General features: G+C 67.5%; 13 protein-coding genes. 12 read left to right on the top strand and 1 reads right to left on the bottom strand.

All coding sequences use genetic code 11. The features are described 5' to 3' along the window. The first annotated feature begins 29 nt into the window (after nucleotides 1-29). The 6 genes from ACY5J6_RS13345 to ACY5J6_RS13370 all read left to right on the top strand — a co-directional run bounded on the left by ACY5J6_RS13345 (nucleotide 30) and on the right by ACY5J6_RS13370 (nucleotide 7317). A complete protein-coding gene (locus ACY5J6_RS13345; protein WP_462846612.1) occupies nucleotides 30-944 on the top strand; it encodes a carbohydrate ABC transporter permease in 915 nt (304 codons plus the stop codon). Then, on the top strand, nucleotides 941-1756 hold the full coding sequence (locus ACY5J6_RS13350; protein ID WP_462846613.1) for a carbohydrate ABC transporter permease: 816 nt from the start codon (nucleotides 941-943) through the stop codon (nucleotides 1754-1756). Before ACY5J6_RS13345 ends, ACY5J6_RS13350 begins: the two co-directional genes overlap by 4 nt. 117 nt (nucleotides 1757-1873) lie before the next feature. Further along, nucleotides 1874-3079: an ABC transporter substrate-binding protein gene (locus tag ACY5J6_RS13355; RefSeq protein ID WP_462846614.1), complete on the top strand. Its 1206-nt coding sequence runs from the start codon at nucleotides 1874-1876 to the stop codon at nucleotides 3077-3079. 8 nt (nucleotides 3080-3087) lie between these two features. Continuing rightward, complete coding sequence (glpK, locus tag ACY5J6_RS13360) at nucleotides 3088-4578, top strand: glycerol kinase GlpK (RefSeq protein ID WP_462846616.1); 1491 nt, start codon at nucleotides 3088-3090, stop codon at nucleotides 4576-4578. Continuing rightward, complete coding sequence (locus ACY5J6_RS13365; RefSeq protein WP_462846617.1) at nucleotides 4578-6110, top strand: glycerol-3-phosphate dehydrogenase/oxidase; 1533 nt, start codon at nucleotides 4578-4580, stop codon at nucleotides 6108-6110. The genes glpK and ACY5J6_RS13365 overlap by 1 nt, the downstream gene beginning before the upstream one ends. 49 nt (nucleotides 6111-6159) lie before the next feature. Continuing rightward, entirely contained in the window at nucleotides 6160-7317 is a 1158-nt protein-coding gene (locus tag ACY5J6_RS13370) for an MFS transporter (RefSeq protein ID WP_462846618.1), read from the top strand. 86 nt (nucleotides 7318-7403) lie between these two features. On the opposite strand, the gene ACY5J6_RS13375 is transcribed toward ACY5J6_RS13370, so the two are convergent. Then, nucleotides 7404-8624, bottom strand: coding sequence for an ROK family transcriptional regulator (locus tag ACY5J6_RS13375; RefSeq protein ID WP_462846619.1), 1221 nt, complete (start codon nucleotides 8622-8624; stop codon nucleotides 7404-7406). Nucleotides 8625-8759: 135 nt separating this feature from the next. Here ACY5J6_RS13375 and ACY5J6_RS13380 point away from each other — a divergent pair, with 135 nt between their 5' ends. The 6 genes from ACY5J6_RS13380 to ACY5J6_RS13405 all read left to right on the top strand — a co-directional run bounded on the left by ACY5J6_RS13380 (nucleotide 8760) and on the right by ACY5J6_RS13405 (nucleotide 14932). Continuing rightward, nucleotides 8760-9812, top strand: a complete 1053-nt coding sequence (locus tag ACY5J6_RS13380; protein WP_462846620.1) for a substrate-binding domain-containing protein — start codon at nucleotides 8760-8762, stop codon at nucleotides 9810-9812. Further along, entirely contained in the window at nucleotides 9812-11290 is a 1479-nt protein-coding gene (locus ACY5J6_RS13385) for a sugar ABC transporter ATP-binding protein (RefSeq protein ID WP_462846621.1), read from the top strand. The genes ACY5J6_RS13380 and ACY5J6_RS13385 overlap by 1 nt, the downstream gene beginning before the upstream one ends. Beyond that, entirely contained in the window at nucleotides 11283-12194 is a 912-nt protein-coding gene (locus ACY5J6_RS13390) for an ABC transporter permease (protein WP_462846622.1), read from the top strand. Before ACY5J6_RS13385 ends, ACY5J6_RS13390 begins: the two co-directional genes overlap by 8 nt. After that, entirely contained in the window at nucleotides 12182-13141 is a 960-nt protein-coding gene (locus tag ACY5J6_RS13395; RefSeq protein WP_462846623.1) for an ABC transporter permease, read from the top strand. The genes ACY5J6_RS13390 and ACY5J6_RS13395 overlap by 13 nt, the downstream gene beginning before the upstream one ends. 12 nt (nucleotides 13142-13153) lie before the next feature. Beyond that, on the top strand, nucleotides 13154-14401 hold the full coding sequence (locus ACY5J6_RS13400; RefSeq protein ID WP_462846624.1) for a Gfo/Idh/MocA family protein: 1248 nt from the start codon (nucleotides 13154-13156) through the stop codon (nucleotides 14399-14401). 378 nt (nucleotides 14402-14779) lie between these two features. After that, nucleotides 14780-14932 carry a hypothetical protein gene (locus ACY5J6_RS13405; RefSeq protein WP_462846625.1) on the top strand — a complete coding sequence of 51 codons (153 nt, stop codon included), beginning with the start codon at nucleotides 14780-14782 and terminating at the stop codon, nucleotides 14930-14932. Nucleotides 14933-15176 lie beyond the last annotated feature (244 nt).

Consider the following 15176-nt stretch of genomic DNA (forward strand, 5'->3'; position numbering starts at 1 on the left):
CCCTCCAAGGCCGTCCGAAGGGGGTCGAGGTGGCGGATAGAGATGCCCTTAGGCAGTGGGGTTTTAAGTCTTGGAGATTAGGGGAGAGCCTCGAGGGCTTGGGCCTTGTCCTTCCCGCAGGCCTTCTCCTCCTGGTCTTTACCCTGTGGCCGGCAGTCCAGGCCGTCCTCCTCTCCTTCCAGGACGAGGATCCCTTCGGGCGGGGCCGCATCTTCGTCGGCCTGGCCAACTATGCCGAGCTTCTCAAGGATCCCCACTTCCGGCAGAGCGTCCTCCTCACCCTAAGGTTTGCCCTAGTGGTGGCCTTCCTCGAGGTGGCCCTGGGCCTTGTGGCAGCCCTCCTCCTCCAGTACCCCGTTCCGGGCATCGCCCTTTTCCGCACCGTCTTCTTCATGACCACGGCTGTCTCCACCGCCGTGGCCGCGATTGCCTGGGGCTGGTTCCTCCACCCAGTGGGCGGGCTCCTTAACCGCCTCCTCGAAGGTATGGGTCTACCCCCCCAGGGGTGGCTCACCACCCCGGAGTGGGCCCTCTATAGCCTGGCCGTGGCCACCGCCTGGCAGGCCATCGGCTTCAACGCCATCCTGCTGACTGCAGGTCTCCAGGACATTCCCGAGGAGCTCTACGAGGCCGCCCGCATCGATGGGGCTACGGGTCCTGTCATCCTTTGGCGGATCACCCTTCCCCTTCTGTCCCCCGTGCTTTTCTTCGTAGGGGTGCTGGCCCTGGTCCGTAGCTTTACCGCCTTCGGCCAGATCCACCTCCTCACTCGGGGAGGGCCCTCGGAGAGCACCATGGTTTGGATCTACCGGGTCTACCAGGAGGCCTTTTTCAACTTCCGCTTCACCTACGCCGCTGCGGAGGCCGTCCTCCTCTTCCTCCTCCTCGTCCTCCTCACCGGGGTCCAGTTCCGCATCTTGGGAAGGCGGGTGTTTTACGGATGAGGCGGATAGCTCGCCTGGTTCCCCTTTACCTGGCCCTCCTGGCCTACAGCGCCCTCGTTCTTGTCCCGCTTCTTGCTCTTTTCTCCGCCAGCTTCAAGCCCGCAGGTGAGGTGTTTGAGCCGCAACTCCTCCCTCAAAGCCCCACGCTGGAAAACTACCGCATCGCCCTGGAAAAGTTCCCCTTAGGGCGCTTCCTCTTCAACAGCCTCCTGGTAAGCCTGGCCGTGGCGCTAGGCCAGGTGGTCACCTCGGCCCTGGCAGGCTACGCCCTGGCCCGGGTGCGCCTGCCGGGAAAGCGGTTCCTCTTCGGCGGGGTGGTGGCCCTCCTCCTGGTGCCGGGGGAGGTGACTTTCCTCCCCTTATACGAGACCGTGAGCCGCCTAGGGTGGCTGGACAGCTACGCCGCCCTCATCGTGCCCTTCCTGGCCACGCCGCTGGGCATCTTCCTCCTCCGCCAATTCTTCCTCACCCTCCCCCAGGACCTCTTTGATGCGGCCCGAATCGACGGAGCTGGCCACCTGAGGATGCTCTGGCACGTGGCCCTTCCCTTAGCCCGGCCCGCCCTCGGGGCCCTGGGGGCCCTCTCCTTCCTTTCCGCGTGGAACATGTACCTCTGGCCCCTGGTGGTGACACGCTCCACGCAGATGCAGACGGTGCAAATCGGGGTCAACATGATCCTCAACGAGGAGGCGGCCCGGTGGAACGTGGTGGCCGCCGGGGCCGTCCTGGCCCTTCTGCCCACCCTGTTAGCCTTCCTGGTCGCCCAGCGGCAGTTTGTCCGCGGCATCGCCCTGGGCGGCCTGAAGGGGTAGTGGAGGTGAAAGAAGATGTGGAAACCGCTGGCGATTGCCCTAAGCTTTTCGTTGGCAATTGGTCTGGCCCAAGAACAACGGATCGCCATCCAGTTCTGGCATTCCATGGGAGGGTCTTTGGGCGAGGCCACCCAGGAGCTTGTCAATCGGTTCAATGCTTCCCAGGATCGGGTCACGGTGAAGGCTCAGTACGTGGGCGGATACGACGACGGCATCAACAAGCTTCTCGCCGCGCTTCGGTCGAAGAACCCTCCCCACTTGGTCCAGATTTACGATATCGGTACGCGGCTTATGGTGGACTCGGAGGCAGCCCTTCCGGTGCAGGATCTGATCCAGAGGGATCGGCTGGACATGGGACGCTTTCTCCGCCAGCCCCTCAACTACTACACGGTGGACGGGAAGCTACAGTCCATGCCCTTCAACTCCAGCACCCCCCTGGTCTACTTCAACCTGAACGCTCTCCAGGAGGCGGGGATCAAGCCCAAGCAGGAGTGGACCTTTGAGGAGCTGGCCCAGGTGGCTCGCAAGCTCACCAAGCGGGACAAGGATGGCAAAGTGGTCCGTTACGGCATCGCCCTGGCCGACTACGGCTGGTTCCTAGAACAGGTCTCCTACAACAACGGCTTTTACTACTGCAACAACGAGAACGGGCGTAAGGCCCGGGCCACCGAGGTTCTTCTGGACAACCCCGCCGTCCAGCGCTACTTCCAGTGGTTTTTAGACCTCTATAAGGAGGGCGTCCTCCTCTATGTGGGCCGGCGCACCGCCGATAGCCAGAGCGCCTTTGCCACCGGGAAAGCTGCCGCCACCTTTGACTCCACTGCCGTCCTCCAGGGTGTCACGCGGACCGTGGGGAGCAAGTTCCGCATTTACACCGGTTACTTCCCCTACTTCGAGCAGTTCGGCCGCACGGGAGTTTCCATCGGGGGGGCGAGCCTCTGGCTGCTCAAGGGCTTCTCCCAGGCGGAAACGGAAGCGGCCTGGAGCTTTGTCAAGTGGCTCGTGCAGCCGGAGCAACAAGCGGCCTGGCACCTTCGGACGGGCTACTTCCCCTTGAGGGTGGAGAGCCTCGAGCTGCCCGAGGTGCGCAAAGCCCACCGAGAGAATACCAATTACACCACGGCCATCCAGCAGCTCAGGACCTCTAAGGTGTCGAACGTCACCGCAGGCTGCCTCATGGGGAGCTTCCCCGAGATCCGGCAGCTGAGCGAGCAGGCTCTGGAGGCGGCCCTCCAGGGGAAGCCCATTCCCGAGGCCCTGGCCGAGGCCAAGGGCAGGGCGGACGCGGCCCTGGCCCGCTATAACCGCACGGTGGGCCGCTAGGAGGGGGCTTGGGCGGCTACCTGCTTGCCCTGGACCAAGGCACCACTTCCAGCCGGGCCCTCCTCTTCACCCTGGAGGGGAGGCCTGTGGCGATGGCGCAACGGGAGTTCCGGCAGCTTTACCCGAGGCCGGGCTGGGTGGAGCACGACCCCCTGGAGATCTGGGAGACCACCTTGTGGGCCGCGCGGGAGGCGTTGCGGAGGGCTGGGGTGGAGGCGGGGGAGGTGTTGGCCCTGGGGATCACCAACCAGCGGGAGACCACCCTTCTCTGGGACCGGAAAACCGGGGAGCCCCTCTATAACGCCATCGTGTGGCAGGACCGGAGGACGGCGCCCCTTTGCGAGGCCCTGAAGGCGCGGGGCCTGGAACCCCTTTTCCGGGAACGGACCGGGCTCCTTCTGGACCCCTACTTCTCGGGGACGAAGCTTCTTTGGCTCCTGGAGAACGTGCCCGGGCTAAGGGAGAAGGCGGAGCGGGGGGAGGTCCTCTTCGGCACCGTGGACGCCTGGCTCATCTGGCGGCTCACCGGGGGCAGGGTCCACGCCACCGACCCCACCAACGCGAGCCGGACCCTCCTCTTCAACCTCCACACCCTGGCCTGGGACCCGGAGCTTTTGGAGGCCCTCGGGATTCCCGCCTCCCTCCTCCCGGAGGTGCGCCCTTCGGACGGGAATTTCGGGGAAACCCTCCCTGAGCTCCTCGAGGCTTCCCTCCCCATCCGGGGGGTTTTGGGGGACCAGCAGGCGGCCCTCTTCGGGCAGGGGGCCCTGGGAGAGGGGGAGGGGAAGTGCACCTACGGGACCGGGGCCTTCCTCCTCCTGAACACGGGGGAAAGGCCCGTCCTTTCCCAAAAGGGCCTCCTTACCACGGTGGCCTGGAGCCTTGGGGGAAGGGCCACCTACGCCCTGGAGGGGAGCGTCTTCGTGGCGGGGGCGGCTGTGGGGTGGCTCAAGGAGGTGGGCTTCATCCGGGAAAGCCGCGAGGTGGAGGCCCTGGCGGGGAGCGTGGCGGACGCCGGGGGTGTCTTTTTCGTCCCCGCCTTTGCGGGCCTCGGCGCCCCCCACTGGGACCCCTACGCCCGGGGGGCTATCCTGGGCCTCAGCCGGGGGACCACGCGGGCCCACCTGGCCCGGGCGGCCCTGGAGGGGGTGGCCTTCCAGGTGCGGGACGTGGTTTTGGCCATGGAAGAGGAGGCGGGGCTTAAGCTCAAAGTCCTGAAGGCGGACGGCGGCATGGCGCAAAACCGCCTCTTCCTGAAGCTCCAGGCGGACCTCCTGGGGGTGCCGGTGGCGGTGCCGGAGGTGACGGAGTCCACCGCCTTGGGGGTGGCCCTCATGGCCGGGGTGGGGGCGGGGGTTCTTTCCCCGGAGGAGGCGGTGGGGCGCTTCCGCGAGGCGGAGCGGTTCCTCCCCACGATGCCCGAAGGAAGGCGGGAGGCCCTCTACCGTGGGTGGCGGGAGGCGGTGGAAAGGGCCAAGGGCTTTGCGGGGGAGGGGTAGTGGACCGGGAGGCCCTCTTTGAAAGGCTAAAGGAACCCTTTGACCTCCTCATTCTGGGGGGCGGGGCCACGGGGGCCGGGGTCCTGTGGGAGGCCACGCTTAGGGGCCTCAAGGCCGCTCTGGTGGAGGCGAGGGACTTCGCCTCGGGGACGAGCAGCCGCTCCACCAAGCTCCTCCACGGGGGGGTGCGGTACCTGGAACTCGCCCTGAGGCGGCTGGACCGCCGCCAGTTCAGGCTGGTGGTGGACGCCCTCCACGAGCGCAAGGTGGTGATGGGCCTCGCCCCCCACCTGGCCCGGCCCCTCACCCTGGTCACCCCCCTCTTCCGCCCCCTGGAGCTCCCCTACTACTACCTGGGCCTCCAGCTCTACGACCTCCTCGCCGGGAAAAGGCGCCTCGCCCCAAGCCGCTACCTCTCCCCTTGGGAGGTGCACAAACTCTTCCCCCATCTTCCCAAGACCCTAGGGGGCGTGGCCTACCAGGACGGGCAGTTCGCCGACTTCCGCCTGAACCTCGCCCTCGTGCTCTCGGCCCTGGAGCGGGGGGCGGTGGCCCTGAACCACGCCGAGGCCACGGCCCTCATCCTGGAGGGGGGCAGGGTGCGGGGGGCGGTGGTGCGGGACCGGCTTTCGGGGAAGGAGGTGGAGGTCTTCGCCAAGGCCGTGGTGAACGCCACGGGGCCTTTGGCCGACCGGGTGCGCCGCTTGCTGGACCCCGACCTTCCCCCCCTCCTCACCGCCTCCAGCGGGGTTCACCTGGTGCTGGACTACCCCCTGGAGGCGGGCCTCCTCATCCCCAGGACCCGGGACGGCCGCGTCCTCTTCCTCCTCCCCTACCGGGGGATGGCCCTCCTGGGCACCACCGACCTCCCCGCCGAGCCCGAGCCCTGCCCCCTCCCCCGGGAGGAGGAGGTGGCCTACCTCCTGGAGGAGATAAGGCCCTACCTGGGGGACCTCTCGGGCCGGGTGCGGGCGGTCTGGTCGGGCCTGAGGCCCCTGGTGGGCCAGGGGGAGACGAAGCTTTTGGTGCGGGACCACCACATAGAGGAAAGGCAAGGCCTCTACACCCTGGTGGGGGGGAAGTGGACCACCTTCCGCCTCATGGCCCTGGAGCTCGTGGAGCGCGTGGCCAAGGACCTGGGCCTCGCCTTGCCGCCCTCGGCGAGCCACGCCACCCCCCTCCTCGGGGCGGGGCCCCAGCCCCCCCTTCCCCTCCCCGAGGACCAGGCCCGGCGCCTTTACGAGACCTACGGGACCCTGGTCCCCGAGGTCCTGGCCCTGGGGGAGAGGCCCCTCCTCCCCGGGCTTTCCTACCTGGAGGGGGAGGTGGTCTGGGCGGTGCGGCGGGAGCTTGCCAGGAAGCCCCTGGACGTGCTGGCCCGGAGGATGGGCCTCGCTTTTCTGGACCGGGAGAAGGCCCTTAAGGCCCTTCCCCGGGTGGTGGAGCTCATGGCGCCCCTCTTGGGCTGGGGCGGGGAGAGGAAGCGGGCGGAGCTGGAGGAGGCCAAGGGAAACCTCGACACCCTGTGCTAAGCATCTGGCCCTCCTCAGATGCCAAGTGCACCGGCCCTAAACTCTCCCCATGGACCTGCGCCTCCTCTCCCTCCTCCTCGGCGTCCTGGTCTCCACGGTCAACGAGAGCGCTCTGACCCCCGCCCTGCCCTTCCTGGCCCGGGACCTCCGGGTGGGGTCGGCCCTGGCCCAGGGGGTGGTCACCGCCGGGCTTCTGGGCTCGGCCCTGGCCTACCTTCCCCTCACCCTGCTGGCGGGGCGGGTGGGGGCGGGGAGGGTCTACCGGACGGGCCTCTTCCTCCACGGCCTGGCCGCCCTCCTCCTCTACCTGGCCCCCTCCTTGCCCCTCCTCTACGGCCTACGCTTCCTCCAGGGCATCGCGGCCGCGGGGGTGGTGGGTCTGGTGCCGGGGCTTGCGGCCGCGGGGTACCCCCATCGGAGGGGCTACGCCCTGGGCCTGGTGGCCAGCACCGTGGCCGCGGGCACCCTCCTCGGGCCCGCCCTAGGAGGCCTCCTCACGGGAAGCTGGGGCTGGCGCTTTGTCTTCCTCCTCCCCCTCCCCTTCGCCCTTCTCGCCCTGGGCCAAAGCGGGCACCTCCCAGGGCTTCCGCCGCAAGGGGGGGACCTGGGGCGGCTTTTGCGGACGCGGCCCCTTCTCCTCGCCCTCCTCGCCACCGCCCTTTACTTCGCTCACACCCTAGGCATCACCGTGGCGCTGGCCTTCTTCCTGGCCGAGGCGGGCCTCGGCCCCGAGGCGGTGGGGGGCCTCCTCCTCCTCGCGCCGCTTGAACTCCTCCTCCTCGGGGCGTGGGCCGGACGGAGGGCGGACCGGGAGGGGTATGCCCGGGTGGCCCTCCTGGGGGCCCGGCTCCTGGTGCTGGGCGGGGTAGGGCTCGCCTTTCTCGCCTACCGCTACCCCGTGCCCGGGGCGGTTGTGGGCCTCCTCCTTCTAGGGGTCGGCCGGGCCCTCTTCCAGGCGGCCAACAACGCCCAGGTCCTCTCCTTGGCGCCCCAGGGCGAGGAGGCCTTGGCCTCGGGGGCCCTTTCCGTGGCCCGGGTCCTGGGCCAGGGGCTGGGGGGCCTCCTGGCTGGAGTAGGGCTTCAGGCCCTGGCCGGCCTGGGCCCGCGGGGAGGCTTCGCCGCCCTTACCCTTCTCTTGAGCGCCCTCATGGGCCTGAACCTCCTGTTCCTAGGGCGGGGGGTGGGGAAGGGATACCCTGACCCCTAGAGACGGGGTTGGCGTCCAGGCCGGGCTTCTTGGGGCACCGGCGGCTAAGCCGAACCTTCCGAGCGCCCGGGGGCTTCTCGGCCGCGTTAGCTTCCTGCCCGGCTTCCCCGAATGGCCTCCCCCAGGGCCAAGACCCCCGCTCCCACGACGCCGGAGCGCTCCCCGAGCTGGGTGTAGCCGATGTAGAGGTGCCGGGTGGAGAGGGGAAGGGAGCGCTGATAGACGCTTTGACGGATGGAGGCGAGGAGGAGGGGCCCCACCCTGGTGACCCCACCCCCCACCAGGATCTGCGAGGGGTTAAAGAAGTTCACCAAGGAAGCGAGCATTTGGCCGATGAGTTGCCCCGCCCGCTGGATAATCCGATTGGCCACCGGATCCCCCTCTCGGCTTGCCTGGCCCACCTCCACCGGCGTCAAGGCGCCCCGCTCCTCCAGCAGGCGAGCAAGGAGGGGGCTTTCTCCCCGCTCGGCGGCCTCGAGGGCCATGCGGGCTATGGCTGGCCCGCCCGCCATCGCCTCCACGCAGCCAATGTTGCCGCAGTGGCACACCGGTCCCTGGGGGTCCACGCAGATATGGCCTACGTCGCCCGCCGCACCGTCGGCACCCCGGTAGATCTCCCCCCGGCAGATGATCCCAGCCCCGATCCCGGTACCCACCTTGATGACCACGAAGTTTTCGTGGCGGCGGCGGTCCCACCAAAGTTCGCCCAAGGCCATCACGTTCACATCGTTGTCCACGAAGACGGGACAGGGGAAAGTTTCTTGTAGGTAGTCCCGGATAGAAAATCCCTCCCAGCCCGGCATGATGGGCGGGTTGATCAGGAGGCCGCTCTTGAACTCTACCGGCCCGGGTACCCCCATGCCGATGGCCAAGAGGCGCTCCGGGCTGAGGCCAAGGGCTTCGAGAAGCCGGGTCAACAAACCCCTTACCCTGGCCATGACGGGCCCAGGGCCCAGTCGGACATCCAGGTCCTCCGCATGGTGGGCCAGGAGCCGCAGGCTGGGGGAGAGGAGGGCCACGTCTAGGCTGGTAGCCCCTAAGTCCACCGCTCCCAAAACCCCGAGGTCCTCGCGAAAGGCGAGGGCCACAGGGGGCCTCCCCCCGGTGGACGGGGAAAGGCCCACCTCCTGCAATAGGCCGCGGTCCAGGAGCCCGGCCACCAGCTCGTGGACCTTGCTGCGGGAAAAGTTCATCTCTCGGGACAATTCCCCGCGCGTGAGGGTGCGATGCCAGAGGAGGAGGTTCAGGATCTGCGCTTCCGCAGGGGTGAGGTCCCCGAGGGCGGGCAGGGGAGAGGGCTTGTCCATCCTCTAAGTTTATACCCAAAGCCTGCCTGTGTGCGGCATAACTTCTTCCTAAAATGAACAAAGTTTTACCTTGACTGAACGACTTTGTTTGCCTAGCCTTGACACTGAGGTTCAAACCTCAAAGGAGGTGGCGGAATGCTTCGGAGGCTTCTTGGTTTGGCCGCAGTCGTTGCGGCCCTGGCTGTTCTCGCCGCGGTCTTGGCCCAGGGGGCCCGCGCCCCGTTCACCATAGGGGTATCCAATGGCTTCGTGGGCAGCGAATGGCGGGTTCAGATGCTGGACAACATGCGCTCCCTCAACGAGGTGTATAAGCGGCAGGGTCTGACCCGCGATCTCGTCATCCAGAGCGCTAACGTGGACGTGGCGGGCCAGATCAACCAGATCCGCAACCTGGTTCTCCGGCGGGTGAACGGGATCCTCATTAACCCGAACTCCCAGTCGGGCCTCAACGGGGCCATCCGCGATGCCGTGCGCTCGGGGGTGCGGGTCATCGCCGTGGACCAGGAGGTCTCGGCCCCGGAGGCCCTGAACGTGACCATAAACCAGAAGGAATGGGCGAAGATCAGCATGCGCTGGCTCGCAGAGGCCCTGGGAGGCAAGGGCAACATCGTCATCATCAACGGCATTGCGGGGCACCCGGCCAATGAGGCCCGTTACCAAGGGGTCAAGGAGGTATTGGCTCAGTACCCCAACATCAAGGTGCTCAACGTGGCCAACGCGGATTGGGATCAGGTCAAGGGTCAGGAGGTGATGTCCCGCCTCCTGGCCTCCTATCCCCAGATCGATGGGGTCTGGTCCCAGGACGGCATGGCGGAGGGGGCGCTCAGGGCCCTCCTCGCCGCCAACCTGCCCAAGCTTCCGGTTATGGCCGGGGAGGCCAGGGCAGGGTACCTGCGGCTTTGGGCCGAGGCCAAGAAGAAGTACCCCGACTTCAAGTCCTTCGGGGTATACAACCCTCCCGGGGTCGGGGCGAGCGGCCTCAAGGTCATGATCCGTCTCCTTCAGGGCAAGAAGCTCAAGCCCGGCATCCTCGCGGGCCCCTTCCGCAACACCATTTACGTTCCCATCCCCGGTCAGGTAACGGACGCAACCCTGGAGGAGGCCTTGCGCCAGATTCAGGGCAAGCCGGACACCTACGTGCTCGACGGGATCATCTCGGATCAACAGGTGGATAGCTACTTCCAGTGATGGCCCTCTTGGAGGTTCGTGGCCTCAGGAAGCGTTTCGGTCCCACCCTGGCCCTCCGTGGGGTGGACCTCGAGGTGGAGAGGGGAGAGGTTCTAGGGCTTGTAGGGGCCAACGGCAGCGGGAAGAGCACCCTGATCCGCATCGTCGCCGGCCTGGTGACCCCCGATGCCGGAGAGGTGCTCTGGGAGGGGCGCCCCTTCCGGCCCAGGGATCCTCGAGGGGCCCTAGCCCAGGGAATCGCCGTGGCCTACCAGGAGGGGAGCCTCCTCCCCCTCCTTTCCGTGGCGGACAACCTTCGTCTCCCTTTCCTGGCCCTCGGTCGGCCCCTGCCGGCCCGCTCCGAGCTCCACTCCTTTCTGGGTAGCCTCGGGGAGTTGCCCCTGGAGGCCCGGGCAGGCAGCCTTTCCCAAGGGCAGCGCCAGCTTCTGGAAGTGGCCAAGGCCATGCTGCTTGGACCGAGGCTCCTCATTCTGGACGAGCCTACCGCGGCCCTGGACCGGGAAGGTGTGGGACGCCTCTTTGCCCTCCTCAGGCGCTTTGTCGCTGCAGGAGGGACGGTCCTCTTCGTGACCCACCGCCTGGGGGAAGTCCTGGAACTGGCCCACCGGGTGGCGGTGCTCAGGGCAGGCGAGGTGGTGGGCACCCTTGCGGCCCGGGGCCTCCGCCCGGAGGAGCTGGTCCGGCTGATGGCGGGAGCCGAGGAAAAGGAGGAGGGCCAAGGCGCTCCCGAGGGGGCCATCCCTGAGGGCCAGCCCCTCCTCCAGGTGCGCGGGCTTGTGGCTCCGGGGCTTAGGGGGGTGGACTTGCAGGTGGCGCCGGGGGAGGTGGTCGGCCTGGGGGGCCTCCAGGGCCGGGGGCAACGGGAACTTCTCCTCGCCCTCTACGGGGCCCTGCCCTGGGAAGGGGAGGTCCGGCTCGCGGGCCGGTCCGTCCACCCCGCCCATCCCGGGGAGGCGCTGCGCCTGGGGATCGCCTACGTGGGGGGAGACCGCGCGGCCTTGGCCTTCCTCACGCGCTCCGTGGGAGAAAACCTTCTTGCAGCAAGCTGGGCGCGCTTTCGCCGGGGACCCTTGCTGGATCTGGGGCGGGCTTATACGTCAGCTGCTGAGGTGGCCAAGGGCTTGGACCTGGTCTACGCCGGTTTGGAAGCCCCCATGGCGAGCCTCTCGGGCGGTAACCAGCAGAAAGCCCTCTTGGGCCGCGCCCTTCTAGCTGGGCCGCGCCTCCTCCTCCTGGACGATCCCGCTGTAGGCGTGGACCCGCCGACCCGGACCGCCTTCTACCGCCGGGTGCGGGCCCTGGCGCGGGAGGGGTTGGGGGTCCTGCTCTATGCCAGCGATGAGGAGGAGCTTCTCCAGAACGCCCATCGCGTTTTGGTCCTGGCGGGGGGTCGGCTGGTGGCGGAGCTCCGAGGGCCCGAGCTCACCCGGGAGGGCCTCATCGCCGCCGGTCTGCGGGCCGGAGGGGGTCATGGCTAGAGTGCCCTACCTGCCTGCCCTTCTTCTCGCGCTGCTGCTCTTTTTGGGCAACGCCGTCCTGGCGCCGGCCCTCCTTGACCCCACTAACCTGGCCCGCTTCCTCTTCAGCGCCCTGCCCCTGGCCCTCCTCGCCGCGGGTCAGACCCTGGTGATCTTGGGCGGGGGAATCGATCTTTCCTCGGGGGCTCTCCTCACCCTAAGCCTCGTGGTCGCGGCCGCCCTCTTTGGGGAGCGCCCTCTCCTCGCTCCCCTCGTCGCCCTTCTCGTTGCGGCTGCGGGAGGCCTCGTCAACGGCCTCGCCGTGGCCTACCTTAGGCTTCAGCCCTTGGTGGCCACCTTCGCCACGGGGTTCCTCTTCGGTGGCTTGGCCCTCTGGGTTCTGCCTCGGCCCGGCGGCTCGGTGCCCCCGGGGTTCCAGGACCTCTTCGCTCCCACCTGGGTCCCTCCGACCTGCTTCCTCCTTCTCGCCCTCCTCGGCCGCCTCGTGGCGGGAAGCCCCTTCGGGCGCTGCCTCTATGCCGCCGGAGGCAGTCCTCAGGCTGCCTACGCCAACGGGGTCCCGGTGCCCCGAGTCCTCCTCCAGGCCTACCTGATGGGCGGCCTGCTCTCCGGCACGGGCGGGCTTCTCCTCTTGGCCGAAACGGGAACGGGGGACCCCCTGGTAGGCCAGCCCCTCACGCTCCCGGCCATCGCTGCCGTGGCCTTAGGGGGCACCCGTCTTTCCGGAGGGGCGGGGAGCGTGGAGGGTTCGCTTCTCGGGGCCCTCCTCCTCGCCCTCTTCCGCAACCTGGTCTTTTTCCTGGGGGTTCCCTCCAACCTCCAGCTCCTCGCCGAGGGGGTAGTGGTCCTTCTGGCCCTGGCGGCTTCCAATGCGCTTCTTGGGAGGCGTCTGTGGAGCGGCTGAGGAGCCCCGCCTCGAGGTTGGGCCCCGTGGGCCTGGCCTTTCTCCTGGCCATTCTCCTCCTTGCCCTTCAGGCCTTAGTCCAGCCTACGCCCCTCACCTGGGGTCAGACCTTGAACCTCCTGAAGATCGCTGCGGTGCTCGGCCTCCTCTCGGTAGGGCAGACGCTGGTCGTCCTCTCCGGGGGCGAGGGGGTGGACCTCTCCGTAGGGGCCGTGGCCACGCTGGGGGCTATTGTGGTCTACAACTTCACCCGCGGCCAGGACGCCCTTTTTCTCCCCGCTCTTGCCCTGGCCCTCCTGGTGGGCCTAGGGCTGGGGGCCCTCAACGGCGTCCTGATTGTTCACGTGCGCCTACCCCCTCTGGTAGCCACCCTAGGCCTTTCCAGCGTGGTCCTAGGCCTCATCCTTTGGGTCGGGGGCCGGGAACGGGGGGAGGTGCCTCCCCTCCTGGTGCGCCTGGTTTCCGAGCCTTGGGTTTTGGGGATTCCTGGAGTGATCTTTCTCTGGGCCTTCCTGGGCTTCCTCGTCTCTTTCCTTCTGCGCCGCACCCTCTACGGCAAGGCCCTCTACGCGCTGGGTGCCAACCGAGCCGCAGCCAGGCTCTCGGGAATCCCGGTGGAAAGCTACGTGGTCTGGACCTACGCGCTGGCGGGCCTGTTCAACGCCCTAGGCGGAGTGATTCTGCTCGGTCACGTCCAGCTCATCCACCTCACCCTGGGCGAGGCCTACACCCTCCCCTCCGTCATCGCCGTGGTGGCGGGGGGGACGTCCCTGTCGGGGGGAGTGGGAGGGTACGGTGGGACGGTGGCGGGGGCGCTCCTCATTACGCTCCTCCAAAGCGTCCTTCTCACCCTGAGGGTAGAGGAATTCGGACGGCAGGTTGCCTTTGGGCTCATCCTCTTGGCCCTTCTTGCCTTCTATGGACGAGGGCGGCCTTTGAGGCAGTGAGGAGGTGACGACATGCGTAGGGAGATGGAGGTGCTGGGGATCGGGCTGTTGGGCGCGGGCTTCATCAATGAGTTCCACCTCAAGGCCTTCCGCTATGTGCGCGGGGCGGAGATCACGGCCATCTGCAGCCGGACGCACGGCTCTGCGGAGCGCTTGGCGGAGCTTGCGCGGTCTCTTGGGGTCGGGCGCCCCCGGGTGTACACCGACCTGAGGGCGTTTCTGCAGGACCCGGAGGTGGAGGCGGTCTGGGTAGGGGTGCCGAACCACGTGCGCCTCGAGGTGGCGGAGACCATCGCCGACGAGGTGCGCTCGGGGCGCTCCGCCCTACGGGGTCTGGCCTGGGAAAAACCCATGGCCCGCACCCTGAAGGAGGCTCAGGCCATTCTTCAGGCCCTCGAGGACGCCGGAATCCCCCACGGCTACTTGGAAAACCAGATCTACGCTCCCTCCCTGACCCGGGGAAAGGAGCTAGTCTGGCGGCGAGGTGCGCCGCTGGCCGGGCGGCCGTATCTGGCTCGGGCCGCGGAGGAACACAGCGGCCCCCACCAGCCCTGGTTTTGGCGGGGAGACCTCCAAGGGGGCGGCGTCCTTTCGGACATGATGTGTCACAGCGTGGCGGCGGGCTGGTTCCTCCTTACCCCGCCCGGGATGCCGATGTCCCAGCTTTTGCCCGAAGCGGTTACGGCCCAAGTGGCCGGGCTCAAGTGGGCGCACTCCCCTTACGCCGAGGCCCTCTTCCAGGAAACAGGGGGTGAGGTGGATTACCGCTCCGCTCCGGCCGAGGACTATGCAGCGGCCCGGGTGGTCCTCCGGACCCCGGAAGGGAAGAAGGTGCTGGTGGAGGCCAGCACCTCCTGGAGCTTTGTCGGGCCGGGCCTTAGGCTGACGTTCGAGCTCCTCGGCCCAGAGTACAGCCTCTTGGTGAACACCCTCGAGGGGGAGGCGAAGGTGTTCTTTAGCCGCCGGGTACAGGGCGAAGCGGGCGAAGATCTGGTGGAGAAACAGAACGCCGAACAAGGCCTGATGCCTTTCTTGGCGGAGGAGGCCTTTACCTACGGATACGTGGCCGAGAACCAACACATGGTGCAGAGCTTCCTAGAGGGGAGGCGGCCCTACACCACGCTGGAAGAGGGTCTTCGGGTGACGGAACTCCTGATGGCGGCGTATCTTTCTGCGGAAACCGGGGCGCTGGTTCCCTTGCCCGAAGCCAATCTGCCGGATTTTGTTCCCGCCGTGCAACGGGGCGCTTGGCGACCTTAGTTAGAATCCACTACAAAAGCCGGTTTAATGGGCAGCGCAAGAGGGTACGGCTGAATGACCGGAAAAGGAGGGGGGCAGAGGGAAAGGAGAAGGGGCAGGGAAGGGGTTGCCTTCCCGCAAAAGGAGCCCTTGGAAAGGCCCAGGTAGAGGACGTGGGCGCAGCACCGGGAGCTGGAGACCGCCTTGTTGCTTTTCGCTAGGTCGGGGCAAAGCTTAAGGGCTACTCAGGGCTCGCTTCCCGCCGACCGGAGCCTTGCTTGTCCATTAGGGAAGGGGATCTGCGTCCGGAGTGCGAAGTTGGAGCCAAGCCGGGGCGGGCGCTCTCAGGGTGGGCTTGCCTTGCAAAGGCAAGCCCGTCGGGTGTATATCATCCTCCTGATGGGCAAGCACGGCTTTGTTCGCAGGGAGGCAAGCCCCAAGGAGGTCCTGGAACACTCCCTGCGCCTGGCCCAGGAGGTAGCCCCACCCACCCCCAAAGGCAAGCGGAGCCGCCCCTGGCGCTACAGCCACGCCCGCAAGGTGTTCCCCTGACGGGGAAGCAGCTACCTGGCCCTCCTCCTTTACCGCGCCTTCTTCCGCCTCACCTACCGCAAGACGGAGGCCTCACTCCAGGACCTCATGGAAAGGCCCTTCCCTCCAAGGTGTTTCCCTGACGGGAAAGCAACCCACCAGTCCCTGGCCCGCTACGCCGTGCATCACCTGGACCCCGAACTCCTTGAGGCCCTCCTGGAGAGGCTTTCCCGGGAACTGGAGGCCCACCTGGCCTCCTTGCCTT

It is taken from the genome of Thermus sp. H19.2 (assembly GCF_054979525.1).

Bases quoted from the DNA above. Each gene is read 5' to 3' on its own strand.
- ACY5J6_RS13350 (WP_462846613.1), top strand. From the start codon at position 941: ATGAGGCGGATAGCTCGCCTGGTTCCCCTTTACCTGGCCCTCCTGGCC.
- ACY5J6_RS13370 (WP_462846618.1), top strand. From the start codon at position 6,160: ATGGACCTGCGCCTCCTCTCCCTCCTCCTCGGCGTCCTGGTCTCCACG.
- ACY5J6_RS13375 (WP_462846619.1), bottom strand. From the start codon at position 8,624: ATGGACAAGCCCTCTCCCCTGCCCGCCCTCGGGGACCTCACCCCTGCG.
- ACY5J6_RS13380 (WP_462846620.1), top strand. From the start codon at position 8,760: ATGCTTCGGAGGCTTCTTGGTTTGGCCGCAGTCGTTGCGGCCCTGGCT.
- ACY5J6_RS13385 (WP_462846621.1), top strand. From the start codon at position 9,812: ATGGCCCTCTTGGAGGTTCGTGGCCTCAGGAAGCGTTTCGGTCCCACC.
- ACY5J6_RS13390 (WP_462846622.1), top strand. From the start codon at position 11,283: ATGGCTAGAGTGCCCTACCTGCCTGCCCTTCTTCTCGCGCTGCTGCTC.
- ACY5J6_RS13400 (WP_462846624.1), top strand. From the start codon at position 13,154: ATGCGTAGGGAGATGGAGGTGCTGGGGATCGGGCTGTTGGGCGCGGGC.
- ACY5J6_RS13405 (WP_462846625.1), top strand. From the start codon at position 14,780: ATGGGCAAGCACGGCTTTGTTCGCAGGGAGGCAAGCCCCAAGGAGGTC.